Below are 20,083 nucleotides of genomic sequence, written 5' to 3' on the forward strand. Positions count from 1 at the left end.
AAGCCCTACAAACTCTGAAACACCACCGCGGTGGCACCGTCGATCTTGACGACGGTCACCGACTGCCCGGGTTCATAGACGTCCCCGTCATTGAGCGGGCGCGCCGTCCACACCTGACCGTCAAGCTTCACCTGACCCTCGTCGCGGGCCACCCGGTCAAGCACCAGCGCGTTCTTGCCCTCGAGCGCTTTGATGCCCATGGCCGGCGCCTTGGCCGGCGTCAGCCGCCGCCTGAGCTCGGGCCGCACCACCGACAGCAGCAGGACCGAGACGATGAGGAACACCAGCCCGTCGGCCCAGACCGGCCAGTCGGTGAGCCAGCTGGCACCGGCCGCGGCCAGCGCGCCACCGCCCAGCATCAACAGAAACATGTCTCCGGTGAGAGCTTCGGCGCCGGCGAGCACCAGCGCGGCGATCAACCAGATCAGCGCGGCGGGCATGGGCACAGAATACGCGTGATCCACTTCAATGGCGGCGAACAACTACACTGCGAGGTCATGTGGTGCCCGAGTGTTTCGCTGTCCATGTGGGCCAACGCCTGGCTCGCCGGCAAGGCCGCGCCCGACGACGTCCTGGACGCGTTATCACTATGGGCGCCAAGGCAATCGGTAGCAGCGTATGATGCGGTGGCGGCGGGCCACACCGGTCTGCCGTGGCCCGATGTGAACGACGCCGGAACGGTGTGTCTGCTGCAGACGTTGCGCGGCGCGGTAGGTCGCTCCACAGGCTCGCTGCGCGGCACGATCAACGTGGTCCTGCCGGTGCCCGGCGATGTGCGGGGTCTTTTCGCCGGAACACAGTTTGCGACCGACGCGATGGCCGCCGGTGAAGCCGTGATCATCAGTCATCCGACCGATTCGCGCACCGCTATCGGCCTTGTCCCCGATTTCACCTACAGCGACAGCGACGACAGTGATGACGAGCCGGAATTGTGTGCGCTGACATGGATGGTGTATTCGCTGCCCGGCCCGCCGGCCTCTGACTACCACGATCTCGGCGGCGCCGAATACGAGTTGAAGTCAGCGGTACGCTCGGCCGCCGATGCGCTGAGCGTGATGGGACTGGGATCGTCGAGCGGGGTAGACAATCCGCGCGGCCTGGTCGAGCAGTTGCTGGAATCGCAACGCCAGCACCGGGTTCCCGATCATGCGCCGACGCGTGCGCTTCGGGTGCTCGAGAACGCGGCACACGTCGACGCGATCATCGCCGTCAGCGCCGGGCTCAGCCGGCTGCCCGACCGCATGACCGCCGCACCGGAACTGGTTGGCACCCAATCGTCGTCACAGGGTCAGATCGCAACCGACGCACTGCGGCCGTTGACCGCCGTGGTGCGTTCGGCCCGGATGGCCGCTGTCGACGCCATCCTGCACTCGGCCTGGATGGACTAGCCGGCCGCGCAGTGCGGCGGACGGCACGGTGCGCCGTCGACGCTGCCCAGGCAACCCGGTACCGGACCCGGTCCGGCGATCCGCGCCGGCTCGCGGCCTTCGCGCACTTCGTCGATCAAATCGATTGCCAGCCGGGCGAATCGAGGGTCGGCATTCGGCGTGCCGGCGCGGGCGAGCGCGACGCCCAGTTCGTCGGCCTGCAGCCGCAACTCATGATCGAGATCCCATACCACCTCGATGTGGTCGGCCACGAAGCCGATGGGACAGACGATGACCGCCTCGGTGCCGGCTCCGGCCAGTGCCGAAAGGTGATCGCCGACATCGGGCTCCAGCCAGGGCACCTGCGGCGGGCCCGAGCGCGACTGCCACACCAGGTCGTGTTCGGCATGTCCGGCCGCCGCAGCGACAAGCCTTGCGGCGTAGGCGACTTGGCGGCTGTAGAGGTTGGGCCCGCAGCGCTGATCGGCGCCGACGGGTATGGAATGGGCGGTGAAGACCAGGCGTGCGTCTCGAGGCACGGTCGCGGCGGCCGCCGTGACCGCGTCGGCGAACATCTCGATGAAGAGCGGATGGTCGAAATAGGTACGCAGCTTGACCAGCTCGGGCGCGCCGGAACCGGCCGCCGCCCGGGCCCGGGCGATGTCCTCGACATACTGGGTGCAGCTGGAGTAGCCGCTCCACGCTGATGTGGTGAACGTTGCCGCACGGCGGATACCGTTGTCGCGCATGGCCGCAACCGTGTCCTCGATGAAAGGCGCCCAGTTCCGGTTGCCGAAGTAGACCGGCAGCTCCTGTTGCTTCTCCAGCTCGGCTATCAGCGCACGGTTGATGCCGTTGATCGGCGAGACACCACCGAAGTGCAGGTAATGCTCGGCGACGTCATCGAGCCGCTCCGGGGGCACGTTCCGGCCGCGGGTGACGTTCTCCAGAAACGGCCGGACCTGTTCGGGCCCTTCCGGCCCGCCGAACGACAGCAGCAGGACCGCATCGAATTCCATAGTGTGTCAGAGCAATTGGGTGTGGGCGCCACCGTCGGCGTAGATGATGTCACCGGTGGTCGCCGGCAGCCACTCGGACAGCAGCGCGCACACCGTCTTGGCGACCGGAGTCGGGTCCTTCATGTTCCAGCCGATCGGCGCGCGCTGGTCCCAGCCCTCCTCGAGCAACTGGATCTGGGCACCCGCCTCGTCGCCCAGTGCTCCACCGACGATCGCGGCCATCGCCAGCGTCCGGATCGGGCCTGCGGCAACCAGGTTCGAGCGCACACCGTACTTGCCGGCCTCACGCGCGACGAACCGGTTGACCGACTCCAGCGCACTCTTGGCGACCGTCATCCAGTTGTAGGCCGGCATCGCGCGGGTGGGGTCGAAGTCCATGCCGACGATACCGCCGCCGGGATTCATGATCGGCAACAACGCTTTTGCCAACGAGGCATAGGAGTACGCCGAGATGTGGATGCCCTTGGACACGTCCTCGTAGGGCGCGTCGAAGAACGGGTTGATGCCCATCCCGCTCTGCGGCATGAATCCGATCGAGTGCACGACGCCATCGAGCTTGTTGCCCTCGCCGATGACCTCGGTCACCCGGCCGGCCAGGCTGTCGAGGTGCTCCTGGTTCTGCACGTCGAGTTCGATCAGCGGGGCCTTCTCCGGGAGCCGGTCGCAGATCCGCTGGATCAGCCGCAGCCGGTCGAATCCCGTCAATACCAGCGAAGCGCCCTGTTCCTGAGCGACTTTGGCGATGTGGAACGCGATCGATGAGTCGGTGATGATCCCGGACACCAGGATCCGTTTGCCTTCGAGCAGTCCTGCCATTGTTTCGTCCCCTCTAGCTCTCAGTGGCCCATGCCCATGCCGCCGTCTACCGGGATGACGGCGCCGGAGATGTAACTGGCATCCTCCGACGCCAGGAAGCTGACCACCCCGGCGACCTCGGCAGCGGTGCCGACGCGCTTGGCCGGGATGAACTGCAACGCCCCCTCCTGGATGCGCTCATCCAGGGCTCGCGTCATGTCGGTGTCGATGTAACCGGGGGCGACCACATTTGCGGTGACATTGACCTTGGACAGCTCACGGGCGATCGAACGTGCCATGCCGATCACGCCGGCCTTGGAAGCCGCGTAGTTGGCCTGGTTGCCGATGCCCCAGCTGCCGGAGACCGAACCGATGTAGATCAACCGGCCGAACTTCTTTCGCTGCATGCTGCGCGCGGCCCGCTGAGTCACCCGGAACGCCCCGGTGAGGTTCGCGTCGATGACCTTCTCGAACCGCTCCTCGGTCATCCGGATCAGGAACGCGTCCGCGGAGACGCCGGCGTTGGACACCAGCACCTCCACCGGACCCTGGTGCTCCTCGATCACTTTGAAGGCGCGGTCGACGGCGTCGTTGTCGGTGACGTCGCACTCGACGGCGAACAGCCCCTCGGGCGCACCGGATCCGCGGTGGGTGACGGCAACCTTGTGGCCGTCGGCGGCCAGCCGCTGCGCGATTGCCAGCCCGATCCCCCGGTTCCCGCCGGTGACCAGCACCGATCGGGAGACGAATGGGGGTTTGCCGCCCTCGGTGGCGGCCTCGCTCGTGGTGTCGGTGGCCGTGTCAGTCACCCCGACAACCTAGCGCCTTCACGCTTGGTGGCCGAAATTGGGCCTTTCTGCGGCGCGGTTGTCCACAGCCAGGCTCCCCGCTGCGCGGGTGGAGCGCGGAGATGTCGGGGTGGCTCAGCACGCTGCGGTCATGACCGATCCGATTCTCAGCAGCGAAGCCCTCGCAGCGCGAACACTGACGCCCTACCAATTGCGCAGCCGGTACGTCGCAGTACACAAGGACGTCTATGTCCCGCGCGACCAGGAGTTGACCGCACGACTGACGGCGAAGGCGCTGTGGCTACGCTCGCGCCGGCGCGGTGTGCTGGCGGGTTATTCGGCTTCTGCCCTGCACGGCGCCAAGTGGATCGGCGCCGAAATGCCGGCCGCAATCATCGATACCAACCGCCGCCGCGCGCCGGGAGTGCAGGTATGGAAAGACCGCCTGGAACCCGACGAGATCACCGTCATCGAGGGAATGCGCGTGACCACGCCAGCCCGGACGGCTCTGGACCTGGCGAGCCGGTACCCGCTGGACCCTGCCATCGCAGCGGTCGACGCGCTGATGCAGGCAACCTCTCTGAAACTGCCCGACATCGAAGTGATCGCCGAACGCCATCGGGGCCGCCGGGGCATCAAAGCCGCCCGGACGGCGCTCGATCTGGTTGACGGCGGTGCGCAGTCCCCGAAAGAGACTTGGCTGCGATTGCTGCTTATCCGTGCCGGCTTCCCTCGTCCCCAGACGCAGATCGCCGTGCGCAACCAATGGGGCTGGGCCGAAGCCTATTTGGACATGGGGTGGGAAAACATCAGGGTCGCGGTCGAGTACGACGGCGATCACCATCTGAGCAATCGCTACCACGTCAAGAAGGACATCCTGCGGCACGAGAAGGTGACCCTCGGCTACGGGTGGATCGTGGTCCGAGTCGTTGCGGGAGATCATCCCGCCGACATCATCCACCGCGTCAGGGAAGCGCGCGCCTCACGTGGTGCTTGATCGCGAGAGGAACCGCACTGCGAGATTCCCGCCTGGAAATCGCAGCCAGGTTCCTCTCGCGGCCCTCAGCACAGGCGCGCTCAGGGCCGGGCGCCGCGCAGGACAATGTCGACCGCCGCCTCGATGACTTCGTCGTCGGGCAGGGTGCCGAACATCAGCGACGGGCATGCGACCACGCCGGACAACATCGAGATCGCCGCTTCCAGTTCGGCGCCATCGAAAGCGTCCTGCAGGATGCCCCGGATGGTGCGCTGACCGTCGGTGTTGATCTGGTTGCGGACCTCTCTCATCATGTCGTCGGTCGCCCACTGGGCCATCGCGGACAGCACCTGATCGAGTCGATGGTCGAGCACGGCCTGCCGGAATGTGGTGAGCTCGCCGATCAGGTCGGTGCGGAGGTCGCCGGTGGGCTGGTGATGCTCCACCTCACCGAGCGCCTCCAGGGCGATCGCGGCGAGGTCGAAGCGGGTGGGCCAGTGCTTGTACAGGGTGGTCTTGGAGTAGCCGGCCCGCTCGGCGACGTGAGCGTGCGTGAGTGCGTCGGCCCCCTCCCGGACCAGCACGTCGAAGGCGGTCCGCGCAACGTCGGCACGGGTTCGGACGACCCGGGCGTCCTCCCCCGTGTCGGCGGCCTGCGGACCGCGGCCAGGTGTCATCGCAGGGCGTCCTTCCCGCTGCCAAACGTGCGGATGATCCTGAAAAGTTAACTGATGAACACAAAGGCCAGAAGCTTATTGTTACTTCATTAATGAACGAGTAGTACATTAGTGGAGAATCTGTACTGCAAGCCGCCAAGTCAGAAGGTTCGCCGATGAGTCCGAAAATCGATGCCGGCGCGGTGCTGGCCCGTCAGGCCGACGAGATCGACACCCGCTACCACCCGTCCGCGGCGCTCCGGCGCCAGCTGAATAAGATCTTTCCGACGCACTGGTCGTTTCTGCTCGGCGAGATCGCCCTGTACAGCTTCATCGTCCTGCTGTTGACCGGTGTCTACCTGACGCTCTTCTTCGACCCGTCAATGAGCGAGGTCACCTACAACGGCGTCTACCAGCCGCTGCGCGGCGTGGAGATGTCGCGGGCCTACGAAACCGCGCTGAACATCTCCTTCGAGGTACGGGGCGGGCTGTTCGTGCGACAGGTCCACCACTGGGCCGCGCTGATGTTCGCCGCCTCGATCATGGTGCACATGGCACGCGTCTTCTTCACCGGCGCGTTCCGGCGGCCACGGGAGGCCAACTGGGTGGTCGGGTCGCTGCTGCTGATCCTGGCCATGTTCGAGGGTTTCTTCGGCTACTCACTTCCCGACGACCTGCTCTCGGGTACCGGACTGCGGGCCGCGTTGTCGTCAATCACGTTGGGAATTCCGGTGATCGGCACCTGGCTGCACTGGGGGCTGTTCGGCGGAGACTTCCCGGGCAACATCCTGATTCCGCGGCTGTACGCCATCCACATCCTGGTCTTCCCCGGCATCATGCTGGCGCTGATCGGTGTGCACCTGGCGCTCGTGTGGTTCCAGAAGCACACCCAGTTCCCCGGACCCCGCCGCACCGAGCACAACGTGGTCGGCGTGCGGGTCATGCCGGTCTTCGCGGTGAAGTCGGGCGCCTTCTTCGCCGCCATCGTCGGAGTCCTGGGCCTGATGGGCGGCCTGCTGCAGATCAACCCGATCTGGAACCTGGGTCCCTACAAGCCATCTCAGGTCGCGGCCGGCTCGCAGCCCGACTTCTACATGATGTGGACCGACGGGCTGGTAAGGCTCTGGCCGGCCTGGGAGTTGTACATCGGGCACTACACCGTTCCGGCCGCCGTCGCCGTCGCCGTCCTGATGGGAGTCATGCTCGGCGGGCTGGTGGCGTACCCGTTCCTGGAGAAGCGCTTCACCGGCGACAACGCTCACCACAACCTGCTGCAGCGTCCCCGCGACGTCCCGGTGCGCACCTCGATCGGGGCGATGGCGATCGCGTTCTACATCGTGCTGACGTTCTCGTCGTTCAACGACATCATCGCCTACCAGTTCCACATCTCGTTGAACGCGATGACGTGGATCGGCCGGATCGGGATGGTGGTGCTGCCGCCGTTTGTCTACTTCATCAGCTACCGCTGGTGCATCAGCCTGCAGCGCAGTGACCGTGCCGTGCTCGAGCACGGTGTCGAGACAGGCATCATCAGACGCCTGCCGCACGGCGCCTACGTCGAATTGCACCAGCCCTTGGGCGCTGTCGACGAACAGGGCCACCCGCTGCCGCTGGAATACCAGGGCACGCCGGTTCCCAAGCGGATGAACAAACTCGGCCTGGGCGGACGCCCCGGCCAGGGCAGCTTCCTGTTCGCCGATCCACCCGCCGAGGCGGCGGCACTGCGCGAGGCGGCCCACGCCGGCGAGCAGCGGGCGCTGACCGCGCTACGCGAACGCGGCAACGGCGTCGAGGGCAACGGTCATCACAACGGCAACGGCCGGACCAACGGGCAGAAGGCGATTACGCCGGCAGGCGACGGTTGATCAGCAACGCTGCCAAGCCGGCGATCGCCAGCACCAAGGCGCCCAGCCGCAACCAACCGACGCTCGCGTCACCCTTGATCGTCTCGTAGCCGATCTGCTGCTGCAGCGAGGCGTAGACCGCCTTCAACTCCGCCAGCGTGGCGGCGTTGTAGGCATTTCCACCGGACAGTTGCGCGACCTTCTTCAGGGTCTCGTCGTCGACCGGGACCGGCTGACGCTGATCGTTGATCTCGACGAAGCCGTACGGGGTGCCGAACGAGATGGTCGAGATCGGCACGCCCTGATCCTTGGCGGTGCGCGCAGCGGTGAAGGCGCCCTTGGGGTTGTCAGGGTTGGTCGGCATCGTCTCTTTGCCGTCGGAGAACAGCACGATGCGGGCCGGCGGAGGCGTGTCTCCGCCACCGATCACGGCGCCGACGGTGGCGATGGCCTGTAGTGCGGTGAAGATGCCTTCCCCGGTGGCCGTGCGGTCGGCGAATTGCAGCTTGTCCAGAGCCGCCTTGGTCGCATCCCGGTTGGTGGTCGGCGACACCAGCACCGTCGCAGTGCCGGCATAGGCGATCAGACCCAGGTTGATACCCGGAGTGAGCTCGTCGGCGAACTGCTTGGCCGCCTCCTGCGCGGCCACCATCCGGTTGGGTTCGACGTCGGTGGCGCGCATCGACTGCGACACGTCGATCACCAACATCACGACGGCGCGGTTTCGCGGAATGCGGACGTCGTTCGTCGGCCCCGCCATCGCGATGGTGAACAGCACCAACGACGCCGCCAGCAGAATGGCGGGAATATGCCGCCACTTCGAAGGCCGTTTGGGCGCAACGCTTTCCAGCAACTCCATGTTGGCGAAGCGCAGCATCCGGCGCTGCCGTGCCAGTTGCAGCACCACGTAGAGGGCTACCAGCCCGGCGACAACGAGCAGAAACAGAAAGAACCAGGAGTGTTCGAAGCCGGACAGCGACATCGGCCCCAGCAACGGCAACGTCATAACAAACCCGTCATGTTGTAGAAGTCCGTCACCGTCGTCCCGCCATTGCACCGCGCCGGCGGGAGGAGATGAAGCGGACGATGTCGGCGATCCAGTCGCGGTCGGTGCGCAGTGTCATCACCGGCGCGCCGCAGCCGCGGATGGTGCGGGCCACGTCCTCGCGGTGCTTTGCCGCAGCCCGAGCGAAATCTGTCTGCAACTGCGCGTCGATGGTGAATTCGCGCACCGCACCGGACTCGGCGTCCTGGAGCACCACGTCGCCGATGTCGGGCAGTTCGACGTCGCGCGGGTCGAGGACCTCGATAGCCAGCACTTCATGGCGGGCCGCGATCGCGCGCAACGGGCGCATCCAGTTGATCGGGCCCAGGAAGTCGCTGATGATCACCGCCATTCCGCGCCGACGCTCCGGGCGGCGTAGCGCATCGATCGCCGCGGACAGGTCTCCGCGTACGCCGACGGGTGCCTTCGGAGTGGTCGCGATGGTGCGCAGCAACGTGTGCACGTGCTCCCGACCAGACCGCGCCGGGACCCGAATCATGTTGTCCCCATTGGAAATAAGCGCACCCAGCCGGTTGCCACCGCCGACGTTGAGATAGGCGATCGCGGCCGCCGCGGCCACCGCCAGGTCCCGCTTCTCACACACCGAGGTGCCGAAGTCCAGGCTGGCCGACATGTCGACGACGAGCCAGGTTTCCAGCTCCCGGTCGGCGATCATCTGCCGCACGTGCGGGTGGGTGGTACGCGCCGTGACCGCCCAGTCCATCCGGCGCACGTCGTCGCCGGGCTGGTAGGTCCGCGACTCCCCAGGCTCGCTGCCCGGCCCCGGGATCAGACCCAGGTGATCGCCGTGCAGGATGCCGTCCAGCTTGCGGTGGATCGTCAGCTCCAGGGTGCGCAGCGCCGCCGACAACTTCGGGTCGTCGATGGTGCCGCGCATCATCGAGGGCGGATGGCGAACCGCCTTCTTATCTGTCACCGACCGCCCACCGCGGCGCCCTGCATCACCGGTGCCACCGAATGTCCTTGCTGCGGAACGGCATTCACCTGCGGCAGCGCGACGGTCTGGAGCACGCGGTTGATCACGGTCTCGGCGGTGATCTCGTCGGCGAGCGCGTCGTAGGTGAGCACCAGCCGGTGCCGCAGCACGTCGGGGATGACGTCGATGATGTCCTGTGGGATCACGTAGTCGCGACCACGCACCAGGCCGAGCGCCCGGGCCGCGGCGATGATGCCCAGTGAGGCACGCGGCGAGGCACCGAACGCGATCCATGTCTTGACGTCGTTCATCCCCAGCTGCTCGGGGTGGCGGGTGGCGGTCACGATGCGGACCACGTAGTCGACCAGCGCGTGGTGGACGAAGCTGTTGGCCGCGACGTTCTGCAAGCGCAGCAGGTCGCCGGTGTCGAGGATCTGCTTGGGCTGCGGCGGGGTGACACCCATCCGGTAGATGATCTCGCGCTCTTCCTCGGGCGACGGGTAGCCGACGTTGATCTTGAACAGGAAGCGGTCGCGCTGCGCCTCGGGCAGCGGGTAGACGCCCTCTTGTTCGATCGGGTTCTGCGTCGCCATCACCAGGAACGGGTTGGGCAGCGGGAAGGTCTTACCGCCGATGGAGACGTGACGCTCGGCCATGACCTCGAGCAGCGCCGACTGCACCTTTGCCGGCGCACGGTTGATCTCGTCGGCGAGCAGGAAGTTGACCACCACCGGGCCGAGTTCGGTGTCGAACTCTTCCTTGCCCTGCCGGTAGATGCGGGTACCGACGATGTCGGTGGGCACCAGGTCGGGGGTGAACTGGATGCGCGCGAACGTCCCGCCGACGACACGTGCGAAGGTCTCGACGGCCAGCGTCTTGGCGACGCCCGGAACACCTTCCAGCAGCACGTGCCCCTTGGCGAGCAGGCCGACCAGCATCCGCTCCACCAGCTGGTCCTGGCCGACGATGATCCGCTTGACCTCGAAGATGGCCCGCTCCAGGGTGTGTACCTCGGCGGCCAGCCCGTCGGCACCGCCCGCCGGCGCCTCCTGGGTGGGTGGGCCCGAGTGAGCACCCTGGCCCGGGTAACCGCCACCTGCCGTTGTCATCAATAACCCTCCAGAGCTCATTCGGGACACGACTGCTGTCACGACCACTGTCGCGGGGCAGCGACGTGCCCGCGTTCAACTATTCCAGGCGTCTGGAATTCCGTCGACGTCACCGGTTCGCTATCAGGCGACTCTCAGGGTCCCCCACCGGCTCAGTACTCGATGATCCTAGTCAGGTACGGCGTCATGCCGGGCTTGCGGACCGGGCTGACGGTGACTTTGCCCGCCAGGCTGGAGGCTTCCAGCATCTGACCGTTACCGAGGTACATGGTGACGTGCTGGCCCCCGTTCGGGCCGTAGAAGATCAGGTCGCCGCGCCTCGCCTCGTTCTGCGGGATGTGACGCCCGGCGTTGTACTGGTCACCGGAGAACCGCGGGATCAGCACACCGACACCGGCGAAGGCGTACCGCATCAGACCCGAGCAGTCGAAACCGTTGATGCCCGCGCCGGAGTCGACACCCTTACTGGGGCCGTCCAGCGAGCCGCCGCCCCAGGAATACGGAACGCCCATTTGCGACCCGGCGCGGCGGATCACGTGCTCGATCGCCTCCCGGCCATTCGCCCGCGGAATCCGGCTCCCGCTGGTGTTGGCGGCCGCCGGCGCGGCCGAACCGCCAAGGTTGATGCCCAGCCCGGACAGAAACTGCTGACCGAGGTTGAGCGTGGTCTGGGTGGCCTGTGCGGTGGCCTGCAGCGAGGCATTGGCGACGGCCAGCGGGTCACCGGGAGCGCCTGCACTGATCGCGGCAGGCAGGGTGGGGTCCCACTCACCCGGCTCGGCCGAAGCCGGGGCCGGCGCGGCCACAGCGATCAACAGCCCGGTCACCAACGCGGTGACCCAGGCCAGGGAGAAACGGAATCGCTTGTGACGCATGAAACCTCGTTAATACTCGATGTAGCGGACCACGAACGGCGTCATACCGCTGGTGCGGACGGGCGCGGTACGCACCTTCAAACCGATGTCGGGCGCCTCGAGCATCTGGCCGTTGCCGAGGTAGATCGTCACGTGCTGGCTCCCGCCGGGGCCGTAGAAGATGACGTCGCCGCGGCGCATCTGGGCCGTCGGAATCTTGCGGCCCAGGTTGTACTGCGAACCCGAGTAGTGCGGCAGCTTGATGCCCACTCCGGCAAACGAGTAGAGCACCAGTCCCGAACAGTCGAAGCCGGTGATGCCGGCGCCCGAGTCGATGCCCTTACTGGGGCCCGCAGCGTTGCCACCACCCCAGGAGTAGGGGACGCCGATCTGTGAGATGCCGCGCCGGATGACGTACTCGGAGGCCTGTCGTCCGTAGACGCGCGGGATGCGGCCCGAGCTTGCCGCCGCGGGCGCGTTGGTGATGCCCGTGTCGTCGGGCTTGAGGATGCCGAGCTGCTGTAGGAAGCTGCGGCCCATCTGGGCGGTCACCTGCGCCGACGTCGCCGAGTAGCCCAGCACCTGGTTCACCACGGCGACCGGGTCGCCCGGGATGTTGGCGCTGGGCACCTGCGGCAGGGTGGGGTCCCAACCGTCCCAGCGACGCCCACCCCCGGGTCCGTCGGCCGTGTCCCACATGCCGGACGGCGGCGTCCCCTGTCCGCCGGCCGCGTGCCACGCGACGAGTTGTGCGGCCTGAAGTTTGGCCTCGGCCTGCTCGCGCTCGGCGGCGACGCGATTGACCTCGTCGCGCTGCTCGTCGAACTTGCGCCGGGTGTCGCCCAGTGCCGCTACCGCCGCGTCCTGGCTGGACTTGGCGTCGGCGGCGGCTTTGTCGGCCTTCTGCTTGGCCTGGCGCGCGACCGATTCCTTGTTCACCTGCTCGGTGCGTGCCCGCTGCAGTCTGGCCATCACCGCCTGTGAACTGGTGGTCATGGTCTGGGCCGCCGACGCCGCGGCGATCATGTCTTCGGGGCTGCGGGCAGTCAGGAAGCCGTCCGACGGACCGTTCATATAGGTAGCAGCGGCGAAGGTGTTGAACCGCTGCTGCGCCGCGGCAATGGCCGCGTTCGCGTCCTTGACCGATTGCTGACTGGCTTCCAATTCCCGCCCGGCGACCTCGGCCTGTTCGCGCGCCTCTTCGACGGCCACCAGCGCCTTGTTGACACCCTCCTGCTCCATCTCGACGGCGTTGGCGAGGTCTTCCAGACGCTGGCTTGCCTTGGCGACGTTGGCGATCAGCACCGCCATCGAGTCAGCCGCCGGGTCGGCCCTGGCCATTCCGAGCTCGGGCGTACCGAACAGCAGCGCGACGCTGAGCACGGTCGGCACGGCTGGCCGCACCAGCCTGGCGGCGGTTCGCGAAGCAGAGCCCGGGCGTGTCCGTCTCATGCGACTTGGGTCTCCTATGGGCAAATCGGGTGTACGACGCGGGTTTTCAGAAAAGTGCGATAGGCATCACAAGCATCATTCGCACCGTACGTCACACTTGTCGCTAAAGAAACGCAAGTCACAAATTGCACTCTGGAAGTGCGTTTACTGTGACCGAACAGTGACCTGGGGGGTTTGCCGCGATCAGCGGCCAGCGTGTCGTATCAACGCCGAGGAATAGGTTAAGAGCTGGTTAAACGCCCTGTATGTCCTCGCCCGAAGGGCCTTCAGATGCCGGGGATGACGTTGCTGGTCGACGGTTGCCCAGCTGCATCAGGCGGGTGCCGACGGCTGCGGCAAACACCCCGATCAGCAAAACAATCGTCAACGCAGTCCAGGGAAACTCGGGCGTGTTGAGTTCGTTGAGGAAATTCTGTGCGGACTGCACGGGATTGCCGGTTTTCGAATGGTCCTCGCCGGCTTCGAGCGTGACGCGCGGGTAGTGACTGCTGTAGCTGCCGACGTAGCTTGGGCTGAGCACCAGCACCGTGGAGTCCGGGTAGTCGGCGCCGACCACGGTGGCGATGTCGCGCAGTGGTGTGTCGTTGGGCGGGTTGTGGTCGAGCAGCACGATCTTGAGATTGATGCCGTCGCCTCGGGCTTGGCTGACCACTTCCTGCAGGCCCGGTTCCACGTTGGGCGTTGCGGCGACGCCGTCCGCGGCGACCTGAGCCTTGATCGAGTTGATGTCGACGTCCTGCGGGATGTACTCCGGCAGGAACGGGATCGTCTGCGGCAAATAGGTCAAAGTCGTCGCTCCTCCCACGGTGCTACGAGCACCGTACCGGCTCCGCTTGTGGCGGCCGCGCCCCCGGGTTACCGCGACACTGCAACCAAAGCGCCCGACACGCCGCGCCGGTGTGCTCGTGTTCAGTTTCGATGAACAAGGTGGCCGCCCTTTCCCCGCGAAGCCCACTGGACAAGACTGGGACCTACGGGCAGCCCCCCGTATTGCAGGACAAGCGTACTGTTAAAGTTGCACCGCAACCGTCGACACGGCCCGTCGGCGGCAAGAACTTAATCTTCGGGAGTTGATGTGAGCAGCAAGAATTCGTTCGGAGCCCGCGACACACTCAAGGTCGGCGACAACAGCTACGAGATTTACCGCCTCGACGCCGTTGAAGGCACCAAGAAACTCCCGTACAGCCTGAAGGTCCTCGCCGAGAACCTGCTGCGCACCGAAGACGGCGCCAACATCACCAAAGAGCACATCGAGGCGATCGCCAACTGGGACCCCGACGCCGACCCGAGCATCGAGATCCAGTTCACCCCGGCCCGGGTGGTCATGCAGGACTTCACCGGCGTTCCCTGCATCGTCGACCTGGCCACCATGCGCGAGGCCGTCGAGGATCTGGGCGGCGACCCGGAGAAGGTGAACCCGCTGGCGCCGGCCGAGCTGGTGATCGACCACTCGGTGATCCTCGACGTGTTCGGCCGTGCCGACGCCTTCGAGCGCAACGTCGAGCTGGAGTACGAGCGCAATGGCGAGCGCTACCAATTCCTGCGTTGGGGCCAAGGCGCTTTCGACGACTTCAAGGTGGTGCCGCCCGGCACCGGCATCGTGCACCAGGTCAACATCGAATACCTGGCCCGCACCGTCATGGTCCGTGACGGCGTGGCGTACCCCGACACCTGTGTGGGCACCGACAGCCACACCACCATGGTCAACGGACTGGGCGTGCTGGGCTGGGGCGTCGGCGGCATCGAGGCCGAGGCGGCCATGCTGGGCCAGCCCGTGTCGATGCTGATTCCGCGCGTGGTGGGCTTCAAGCTCACCGGTGAGATCAAGCCCGGCGTCACCGCCACCGACGTCGTTCTCACCGTCACCGACATGCTGCGCAAGCACGGTGTGGTCGGTAAGTTCGTCGAGTTCTACGGCAACGGCGTGGCCGAGGTGCCGCTGGCCAACCGCGCCACCCTGGGCAACATGAGCCCCGAATTCGGTTCCACCGCAGCAATTTTCCCGATCGACGAGGAAACCATCAAGTACCTGACCCTGACCGGCCGGTCCGAGGAGCAGCTCGCGCTCGTCGAGGCGTACGCCAAGGAACAGGGCATGTGGCACGACCCCGATCACGAGCCCAAGTACTCCGAGTACCTGGAGCTCGACCTGTCCACGGTGGTGCCCTCGATCGCCGGCCCGAAGCGTCCGCAGGACCGGATTCCGCTGTCGGAGGCCAAGGTCGCCTTCCGCAAGGACATCCACAACTACGTCGAGGAGAACCACCCGGCGCCGGAGACCAAGCTCGACGAGGCCGTCGAGGAGTCCTTCCCGGCCAGCGACTCGGTGACGCTGTCCTTCGCCGACGACGGCGAGGAAGACCGGGTCCCCTCCGCCGCCAACGGCCACTCCGGCCGGCCGTCCAAGCCGATCGACGTGAAGTCCGATGAGCGTGGCGAATTCGTGCTCGACCACGGCGCCGTCGTCGTTGCCGGCATCACGTCGTGCACCAACACCTCCAACCCGTCGGTGATGCTGGGCGCCGCCCTGCTGGCCCGCAACGCCGTCGAGAAGGGCCTGACCTCAAAGCCGTGGGTCAAGACCAACATGGCGCCCGGTTCGCAGGTGGTGACCGATTACTACAACAAGGCCGGTCTGTGGCCCTACCTGGAGAAGCTGGGCTTCTACCTCGGTGGCTACGGGTGCACCACGTGCATCGGCAACACCGGCCCCCTGCCCGACGAGATCTCACAGGCGATCAACGACAACGACCTGTCGGTGACCGCGGTGCTCTCGGGTAACCGCAACTTCGAGGGCCGCATCTCCCCCGACGTCAAGATGAACTACCTGGCCTCACCGCCGCTGGTGATCGCCTACGCCATCGCCGGCACCATGGACTTCGACTTCGAAAACGACCCGCTCGGTCAGGACACCGACGGCAACGACGTCTTCCTCAAGGACATCTGGCCCACCACCCAGGAGATCGAGGAGACCATCGCGTCCTCGATCAACCGGGACATGTTCACCGAGTCCTACGCCGACGTCTTCAAGGGTGACGACCGGTGGCGCTCGCTGCCCACTCCGGAGGGCAACACCTTCGAGTGGGCCGACGACTCGACCTATGTGCGCAAGGCGCCGTACTTCGACGGCATGCCCGCCGACCCGGAGCCGGTCAAAGACATCAAGGGCGCCAGAGTCCTTGCGCTGCTGGGTGACTCGGTGACCACCGACCACATCTCGCCGGCCGGTGCCATCAAGAAGGGCACCCCGGCGGCCCAGTACCTCGAGGAGCACGGGGTGCAGCCCAAGGACTTCAACTCCCTGGGGTCGCGGCGCGGCAACCACGAGGTGATGATCCGCGGGACGTTCGCCAACATCCGGCTGAAGAATCAGCTGCTCGACGATGTCTCCGGCGGCTACACCCGCGACTTCACCCAGGACGGCGGTCCGCAGGCGTTCATCTTCGACGCGGCGCAAAACTATGCGGCGCAGCAGATTCCGCTAGTGGTGCTGGGCGGCAAGGAGTACGGGTCGGGCTCGTCGCGGGACTGGGCGGCCAAGGGCACGCTGCTGCTGGGCGTGCGTGCGGTGATCACCGAGTCCTTCGAGCGCATCCACCGGTCGAACCTGATCGGCATGGGTGTCATCCCGCTGCAGTTCCCCGAGGGTGAGTCGGCCAAGTCGTTGAAGCTGGACGGCACCGAGACCTACGACATCACCGGCATCGAGGCGCTCAACGATGGCAAGACGCCGAAGACCGTGAAGGTGACCGCCACCAAGGAAGATGGCAGCAAGGTGGAGTTCGACGCGGTGGTCCGTATCGACACACCCGGCGAGGCCGACTACTACCGCAACGGCGGCATCCTGCAGTACGTGTTGCGCAACATGCTCAAGTCCGGCAAGTCCGGCTAACGAGCACCGCGCCCGCCAGTGCCGAAGGTCAGCGAGGACCACCTGGAGGCTCGGCGCCGTCAGATCCTCGACGGTGCACGCCGCTGTTTCGCCGAGTACGGCTACGACCAAGCCACGGTGCGACGGCTGGAGCAAGAGATCGGGATGTCGCGCGGCGCGATCTTCCACCACTACCGGGACAAGGACGCCCTGTTCTTCGCGCTGGCGCGCGAGGACACCCAGCGGATGGCGGAGGTCGCGGCGCGCTCGGGCCTCATCCAGGTGATGCGCGACATGCTCGCCGCCCCCGAGCAGTTCGACTGGCTGGCCACCCGGCTGGAGATCGCCCGCAAGATACGACACGACCCCGAGTTCAGTCGCGGCTGGGCCGAACGTTCAGCGGAGCTGGCGGCGGCCACCACCGAACGGCTGCACCGGCAGAAGCAGGCCGGGCGGATACGCGACGACGTCCCCGCCGACGTGTTGCACTGCTACCTGGATCTGGTGCTGGATGGCCTGATCGCGCGGTTGGCGTCCGGCGAAGATCCGCACCGCCTGGCCGCGGTGCTGGACCTGGTGGAGAATTCGGTGCGCACCGCGGCTGAGCCGCGGGCGTAGTAGGGCTACGCCGACGGCTTGACGGCGCGGTGGTTGGGTCCGCCACGGCCGCGCATCACTGCTCCCGACTCGCGCAGCATGCTGTGCACTGAGCCGTACGAGCGCCCGGTCGAGGCCGCCAGATTTCGGATGCTGGCGCCCTTCTCGTAGGCGTTGCGAAGCTCGTGCAACAGCTGGTCGCGGGTCTCCTTTGACTTCCGCATGGCAACAGGGTAGGAATCCGCAACCCTTGGTGGGCCACTTTGGCGGAAATCGACCCTCAGGCCAGTTCGATGAGGTCGCGGTAATCCTCAGACCAGTAGTCCTCGGTGCCGTCGGGCAACAGCACCACCCGCTGCGGGTCGAGCGCCTCGGCCGCACCCGGGTCGTGCGTCACCAGCACCACCGCGCCCTGATAGCTGCGCAGCGCGTCGAGCACCTGCTCGCGCGAGGCCGGGTCCAGGTTGTTGGTCGGTTCGTCGAGCAGCAGCACGTTGGCGGTCGACGCGACCAAACCGGCCAGCGCAAGCCGGGTTTTCTCGCCGCCGGACAGCGTGCCGGCAAGCTGGTCCAGCTGCGGACCGGTGAACATGAAGGCACCGAGCAGACCGCGCAGTTCCTGTTCACCGGATTCGGGCGCGGCGTGCCGGATGTTCTGCCAGACGGTCGCGTCATTGTCCAGGGTGTCGTGCTCCTGGGCGAAGTAACCGATCCGCAGACCATGGCCGGGTTCCAGGCCGCCGGTGTCGGGCGTTTCTACGCCCGCCAGCAGCCGCAGCAGCGTGGTCTTGCCGGCGCCGTTGAGTCCGAGCACCACCACGCGTGAGCCGCGGTCGATGGCCAGATCCAGCCCGGTGAACACCTCCAGTGACCCGTACGTTCGGCTCAGTCCCTTGACCACCAACGGCGTCCGTCCGCACGGGGCCGGGGTCGGGAACTTGATCCGGGCCACCTTGTCGGCGACCCGCTCCTCGTCGAGTGCCGCCATCATTCGATCGGCGCGGCGCAACATGTTCTGTGCCGCAACGGCTTTGGTGGCTTTAGCGCCCAACTTGGCGGCCTGGTTCCGCAGCGCGGTGGCCTTGCGTTCGGCATTGGCCCGTTCTCGGCGCCGGCGCTGTTCGTCGGTGGCACGCGCGTCGAGGTACTTCTGCCAGGTCATGTTGTAGACGTCGACCTCACCGCGTACCGCGTCCAGGAACCACACCCGGTTGACCACGTCGGCGAGCAGTTCGACGTTGTGGCTGATGATCACCAGCCCGCCGTTGTGCGATCGCAGGAAATCCCGAAGCCAGCCAACCGAATCCGCGTCGAGGTGGTTGGTCGGTTCGTCGAGCAGCAACGTCGTGGACGACCCTGAACCACTGTCCGATGCCGCGAACAGGATGCGCGCCAGTTCGACTCGGCGGCGCTGGCCGCCGGACAGGGTGCGCAGTTGCTGGGTGAGCACCCGGTCGGGCAGTCCGAGGCTCGCGCAGATGCGGCCCGCCTCGCTCTCGGCACCGTAACCGCCGAGAGCAACGAACCGCTCCTCCAGCTGGCCGTAACGGCGGATCGCGCGGTCGCGCGCGTCGTCGTCGGCGACCTCGGCCATCAAGGCCTGCTGCTTCTCCAGGTCGGTGAGCAGCGCGTCCAGCCCGCGCGCCGAAAGGACCCGGTCACGGGCCAGCACGTCGAGGTCACCCTCTTTGGGATCCTGTGGGAGATAACCGATTTCGCCCTTGCGGGTGACCGAACCGGCATACGGTTGGCCCTCCCCCGCCAGGATGCGCATGGTGGTGGTTTTGCCGGCGCCGTTGCGCCCGACCAGCCCGATCCGGTCGCCGGGCTGCACCCGCAGATCCGGACCGTCGGGCGAGAGCAGGATGCGCGCACCAGCGCGGACCTCGAGGTCCGTAGCCGTGATCACATTCGCTCCTTTAAGTGTTTGGCGCTATTTGTCGTCGGTGAATACCGCCGGGCGCTTCTCTGCGCGTGCGGCAACCGCTTCTTCGAAGTTGGAGGTGAGCAGACGGACGAAAAGCTGTCCGAGGCCTTCGGCCTGCATGTGCCCCTCGAGGCTGCCAGCGTCCAGTCCACTCCATAGCGTGCGTTTGGTCAACTCGATACCCGGCCGCGAGAAGGCCGCCATGCGCGCCGCGATCGCATAACAGGTGTCGAGCAGCTGCGCTCCGGGGACCTGACAGGACACCAATCCGATCCGCTCGGCCTCCTCGGCCGAGACATCGCGCCCGGTCAACATGATCTCGAAAGCCCGCGACGACCCGATGGCCCTGGGCAGCAGGTAGCTCAGGCCCAGCTCGCTGGCAGTCAGACCGTTGTTGATGCCGGCCGCCCGGAAATATGCGCTGGTGGAGGCCACCCGGATGTCCGCGGCCAGCGCCAGACACAGTCCTCCGCCGATGGCCGCTCCGTTCACCGCAGCGATCACCGGTTGGTGCAACCGTCGCAATTTCAGGATGATCTCGTCGAGCAGCTCCATCGACCGCAGCGCGTAGCTCGGCCGGGTGAGGTTGTCGACGTGCGGCACCGTGCCGGCGGACTTGTGGTCGGCGCCTGAGGAGAAGCCGCGGCCGGCGCCGGTGAGCACCACCACACGCACCGAGTTGTCGTGGGTGACCTGATCGAGGGCCTCTTTCAACGGCACCATGACGTCGAACGCCATCGAGTTCATCCGCTCGGGGCGATTCAACGTGATCAGGGCGATCTCAGGCCGCGGGTGTTCCAGGAGGACCAAACTCACCTTGAAACGGTAGCGCAGGCAGTGCGCCGA

General features: G+C 66.5%; 18 protein-coding genes and 1 pseudogene. 5 read left to right on the plus strand and 14 right to left on the minus strand.

Translation table 11 applies throughout. The features are described 5' to 3' along the window. Positions 1-5: 5 nt before the first annotated feature. On the minus strand, positions 6-440 hold the full coding sequence (locus AO501_RS20400) for an NfeD family protein (protein ID WP_055579428.1): 435 nt from the start codon (positions 438-440) through the stop codon (positions 6-8). 57 nt (positions 441-497) lie between these two features. Here AO501_RS20400 and AO501_RS20405 point away from each other — a divergent pair, with 57 nt between their 5' ends. Further along, positions 498-1,388, plus strand: coding sequence for a hypothetical protein (locus AO501_RS20405; protein WP_055579588.1), 891 nt, complete (start codon positions 498-500; stop codon positions 1,386-1,388). Here AO501_RS20405 and AO501_RS20410 read toward each other — a convergent pair. From AO501_RS20410 to fabG1, 3 genes and pseudogenes are all read right to left on the minus strand, one after another. Beyond that, positions 1,363-2,386 (minus strand): annotated as a pseudogene (locus tag AO501_RS20410) (ferrochelatase); the annotation flags it as partial. The gene AO501_RS20405 and the pseudogene AO501_RS20410 overlap by 26 nt on opposite strands. Before the next feature lie 6 nt (positions 2,387-2,392). Further along, on the minus strand, positions 2,393-3,202 hold the full coding sequence (inhA, locus tag AO501_RS20415; RefSeq protein WP_055579430.1) for an NADH-dependent enoyl-ACP reductase InhA: 810 nt from the start codon (positions 3,200-3,202) through the stop codon (positions 2,393-2,395). Between the two features lie 20 nt (positions 3,203-3,222). After that, complete coding sequence (gene fabG1, locus AO501_RS20420) at positions 3,223-3,990, minus strand: 3-oxoacyl-ACP reductase FabG1 (protein WP_055579431.1); 768 nt, start codon at positions 3,988-3,990, stop codon at positions 3,223-3,225. Between the two features lie 130 nt (positions 3,991-4,120). Between fabG1 and AO501_RS20425 the strand changes: the two genes are divergently transcribed. Next, complete coding sequence (locus AO501_RS20425) at positions 4,121-4,966, plus strand: hypothetical protein (RefSeq protein ID WP_055579432.1); 846 nt, start codon at positions 4,121-4,123, stop codon at positions 4,964-4,966. Positions 4,967-5,046: 80 nt separating this feature from the next. Here the strand turns inward: AO501_RS20425 and AO501_RS20430 are convergent, their stop codons facing one another. Continuing rightward, the gene (locus tag AO501_RS20430; RefSeq protein ID WP_055579433.1) at positions 5,047-5,622 is read right to left on the minus strand and encodes a TetR/AcrR family transcriptional regulator; all 576 of its coding nucleotides are present in this window, start codon (positions 5,620-5,622) and stop codon (positions 5,047-5,049) included. A 155-nt stretch (positions 5,623-5,777) separates the two neighbouring features. Between AO501_RS20430 and AO501_RS20435 the strand changes: the two genes are divergently transcribed. Continuing rightward, the gene (locus AO501_RS20435; RefSeq protein ID WP_055579434.1) at positions 5,778-7,466 is read left to right on the plus strand and encodes a cytochrome b; all 1,689 of its coding nucleotides are present in this window, start codon (positions 5,778-5,780) and stop codon (positions 7,464-7,466) included. Here the strand turns inward: AO501_RS20435 and AO501_RS20440 are convergent. The 6 genes from AO501_RS20440 to AO501_RS20465 form a co-directional block, all read right to left on the minus strand. Further along, positions 7,444-8,451 (minus strand): VWA domain-containing protein, encoded by a 1,008-nt coding sequence (locus AO501_RS20440; protein WP_055579435.1) that lies wholly within the window; start codon positions 8,449-8,451, stop codon positions 7,444-7,446. The two genes, AO501_RS20435 and AO501_RS20440, sit on opposite strands and share 23 nt — an antisense overlap. A 28-nt stretch (positions 8,452-8,479) precedes the next feature. Next, positions 8,480-9,391, minus strand: a complete 912-nt coding sequence (locus AO501_RS20445) for a DUF58 domain-containing protein (protein WP_082658749.1) — start codon at positions 9,389-9,391, stop codon at positions 8,480-8,482. A gap of 32 nt (positions 9,392-9,423) precedes the next feature. Continuing rightward, entirely contained in the window at positions 9,424-10,536 is a 1,113-nt protein-coding gene (locus AO501_RS20450; RefSeq protein ID WP_055579437.1) for an AAA family ATPase, read from the minus strand. 152 nt (positions 10,537-10,688) lie between these two features. Continuing rightward, entirely contained in the window at positions 10,689-11,411 is a 723-nt protein-coding gene (ripB, locus tag AO501_RS20455; RefSeq protein WP_055579438.1) for an NlpC/P60 family peptidoglycan endopeptidase RipB, read from the minus strand. Between the two features lie 9 nt (positions 11,412-11,420). Continuing rightward, complete coding sequence (ripA, locus tag AO501_RS20460; RefSeq protein WP_055579439.1) at positions 11,421-12,842, minus strand: NlpC/P60 family peptidoglycan endopeptidase RipA; 1,422 nt, start codon at positions 12,840-12,842, stop codon at positions 11,421-11,423. A gap of 232 nt (positions 12,843-13,074) precedes the next feature. Further along, on the minus strand, positions 13,075-13,629 hold the full coding sequence (locus AO501_RS20465; protein ID WP_055579440.1) for a DUF6676 family protein: 555 nt from the start codon (positions 13,627-13,629) through the stop codon (positions 13,075-13,077). Positions 13,630-13,917: 288 nt separating this feature from the next. On the opposite strand from AO501_RS20465, the gene AO501_RS20470 reads away from it, so the two are divergent. Both AO501_RS20470 and AO501_RS20475 read left to right on the plus strand, forming a co-directional pair. Further along, positions 13,918-16,734 (plus strand): aconitate hydratase, encoded by a 2,817-nt coding sequence (locus AO501_RS20470; protein ID WP_055579441.1) that lies wholly within the window; start codon positions 13,918-13,920, stop codon positions 16,732-16,734. An 18-nt stretch (positions 16,735-16,752) separates the two neighbouring features. Next, entirely contained in the window at positions 16,753-17,331 is a 579-nt protein-coding gene (locus AO501_RS20475; RefSeq protein WP_055579442.1) for a TetR/AcrR family transcriptional regulator, read from the plus strand. Between the two features lie 5 nt (positions 17,332-17,336). Here AO501_RS20475 and AO501_RS20480 read toward each other — a convergent pair whose 3' ends face one another. From AO501_RS20480 to AO501_RS20490, 3 genes are read right to left on the minus strand one after another with little or no spacing between them, the layout of a single operon-like run. Beyond that, positions 17,337-17,534: a helix-turn-helix domain-containing protein gene (locus AO501_RS20480; protein ID WP_055579443.1), complete on the minus strand. Its 198-nt coding sequence runs from the start codon at positions 17,532-17,534 to the stop codon at positions 17,337-17,339. A 56-nt stretch (positions 17,535-17,590) separates the two neighbouring features. Beyond that, on the minus strand, positions 17,591-19,219 hold the full coding sequence (locus tag AO501_RS20485; RefSeq protein WP_055579444.1) for an ABC-F family ATP-binding cassette domain-containing protein: 1,629 nt from the start codon (positions 19,217-19,219) through the stop codon (positions 17,591-17,593). 24 nt (positions 19,220-19,243) lie between these two features. Next, positions 19,244-20,071, minus strand: a complete 828-nt coding sequence (locus AO501_RS20490) for an enoyl-CoA hydratase (RefSeq protein ID WP_371935013.1) — start codon at positions 20,069-20,071, stop codon at positions 19,244-19,246. Positions 20,072-20,083: the final 12 nt, after the last annotated feature.

It is taken from the genome of Mycobacterium gordonae, from assembly GCF_001417955.2.
In the GTDB taxonomy this organism is placed as follows: domain Bacteria; phylum Actinomycetota; class Actinomycetes; order Mycobacteriales; family Mycobacteriaceae; genus Mycobacterium; species Mycobacterium gordonae_B.

Bases quoted from the DNA above. Each gene is read 5' to 3' on its own strand.
- AO501_RS20400 (WP_055579428.1), bottom strand. From the start codon at position 440: ATGCCCGCCGCGCTGATCTGGTTGATCGCCGCGCTGGTGCTCGCCGGC.
- AO501_RS20405 (WP_055579588.1), top strand. From the start codon at position 498: ATGTGGTGCCCGAGTGTTTCGCTGTCCATGTGGGCCAACGCCTGGCTC.
- inhA (WP_055579430.1), bottom strand. From the start codon at position 3,202: ATGGCAGGACTGCTCGAAGGCAAACGGATCCTGGTGTCCGGGATCATC.
- AO501_RS20425 (WP_055579432.1), top strand. From the start codon at position 4,121: ATGACCGATCCGATTCTCAGCAGCGAAGCCCTCGCAGCGCGAACACTG.
- AO501_RS20430 (WP_055579433.1), bottom strand. From the start codon at position 5,622: ATGACACCTGGCCGCGGTCCGCAGGCCGCCGACACGGGGGAGGACGCC.
- AO501_RS20435 (WP_055579434.1), top strand. From the start codon at position 5,778: ATGAGTCCGAAAATCGATGCCGGCGCGGTGCTGGCCCGTCAGGCCGAC.
- AO501_RS20440 (WP_055579435.1), bottom strand. From the start codon at position 8,451: ATGACGTTGCCGTTGCTGGGGCCGATGTCGCTGTCCGGCTTCGAACAC.
- AO501_RS20445 (WP_082658749.1), bottom strand. From the start codon at position 9,391: ATGATGCGCGGCACCATCGACGACCCGAAGTTGTCGGCGGCGCTGCGC.
- AO501_RS20450 (WP_055579437.1), bottom strand. From the start codon at position 10,536: ATGACAACGGCAGGTGGCGGTTACCCGGGCCAGGGTGCTCACTCGGGC.
- ripB (WP_055579438.1), bottom strand. From the start codon at position 11,411: ATGCGTCACAAGCGATTCCGTTTCTCCCTGGCCTGGGTCACCGCGTTG.
- ripA (WP_055579439.1), bottom strand. From the start codon at position 12,842: ATGAGACGGACACGCCCGGGCTCTGCTTCGCGAACCGCCGCCAGGCTG.
- AO501_RS20480 (WP_055579443.1), bottom strand. From the start codon at position 17,534: ATGCGGAAGTCAAAGGAGACCCGCGACCAGCTGTTGCACGAGCTTCGC.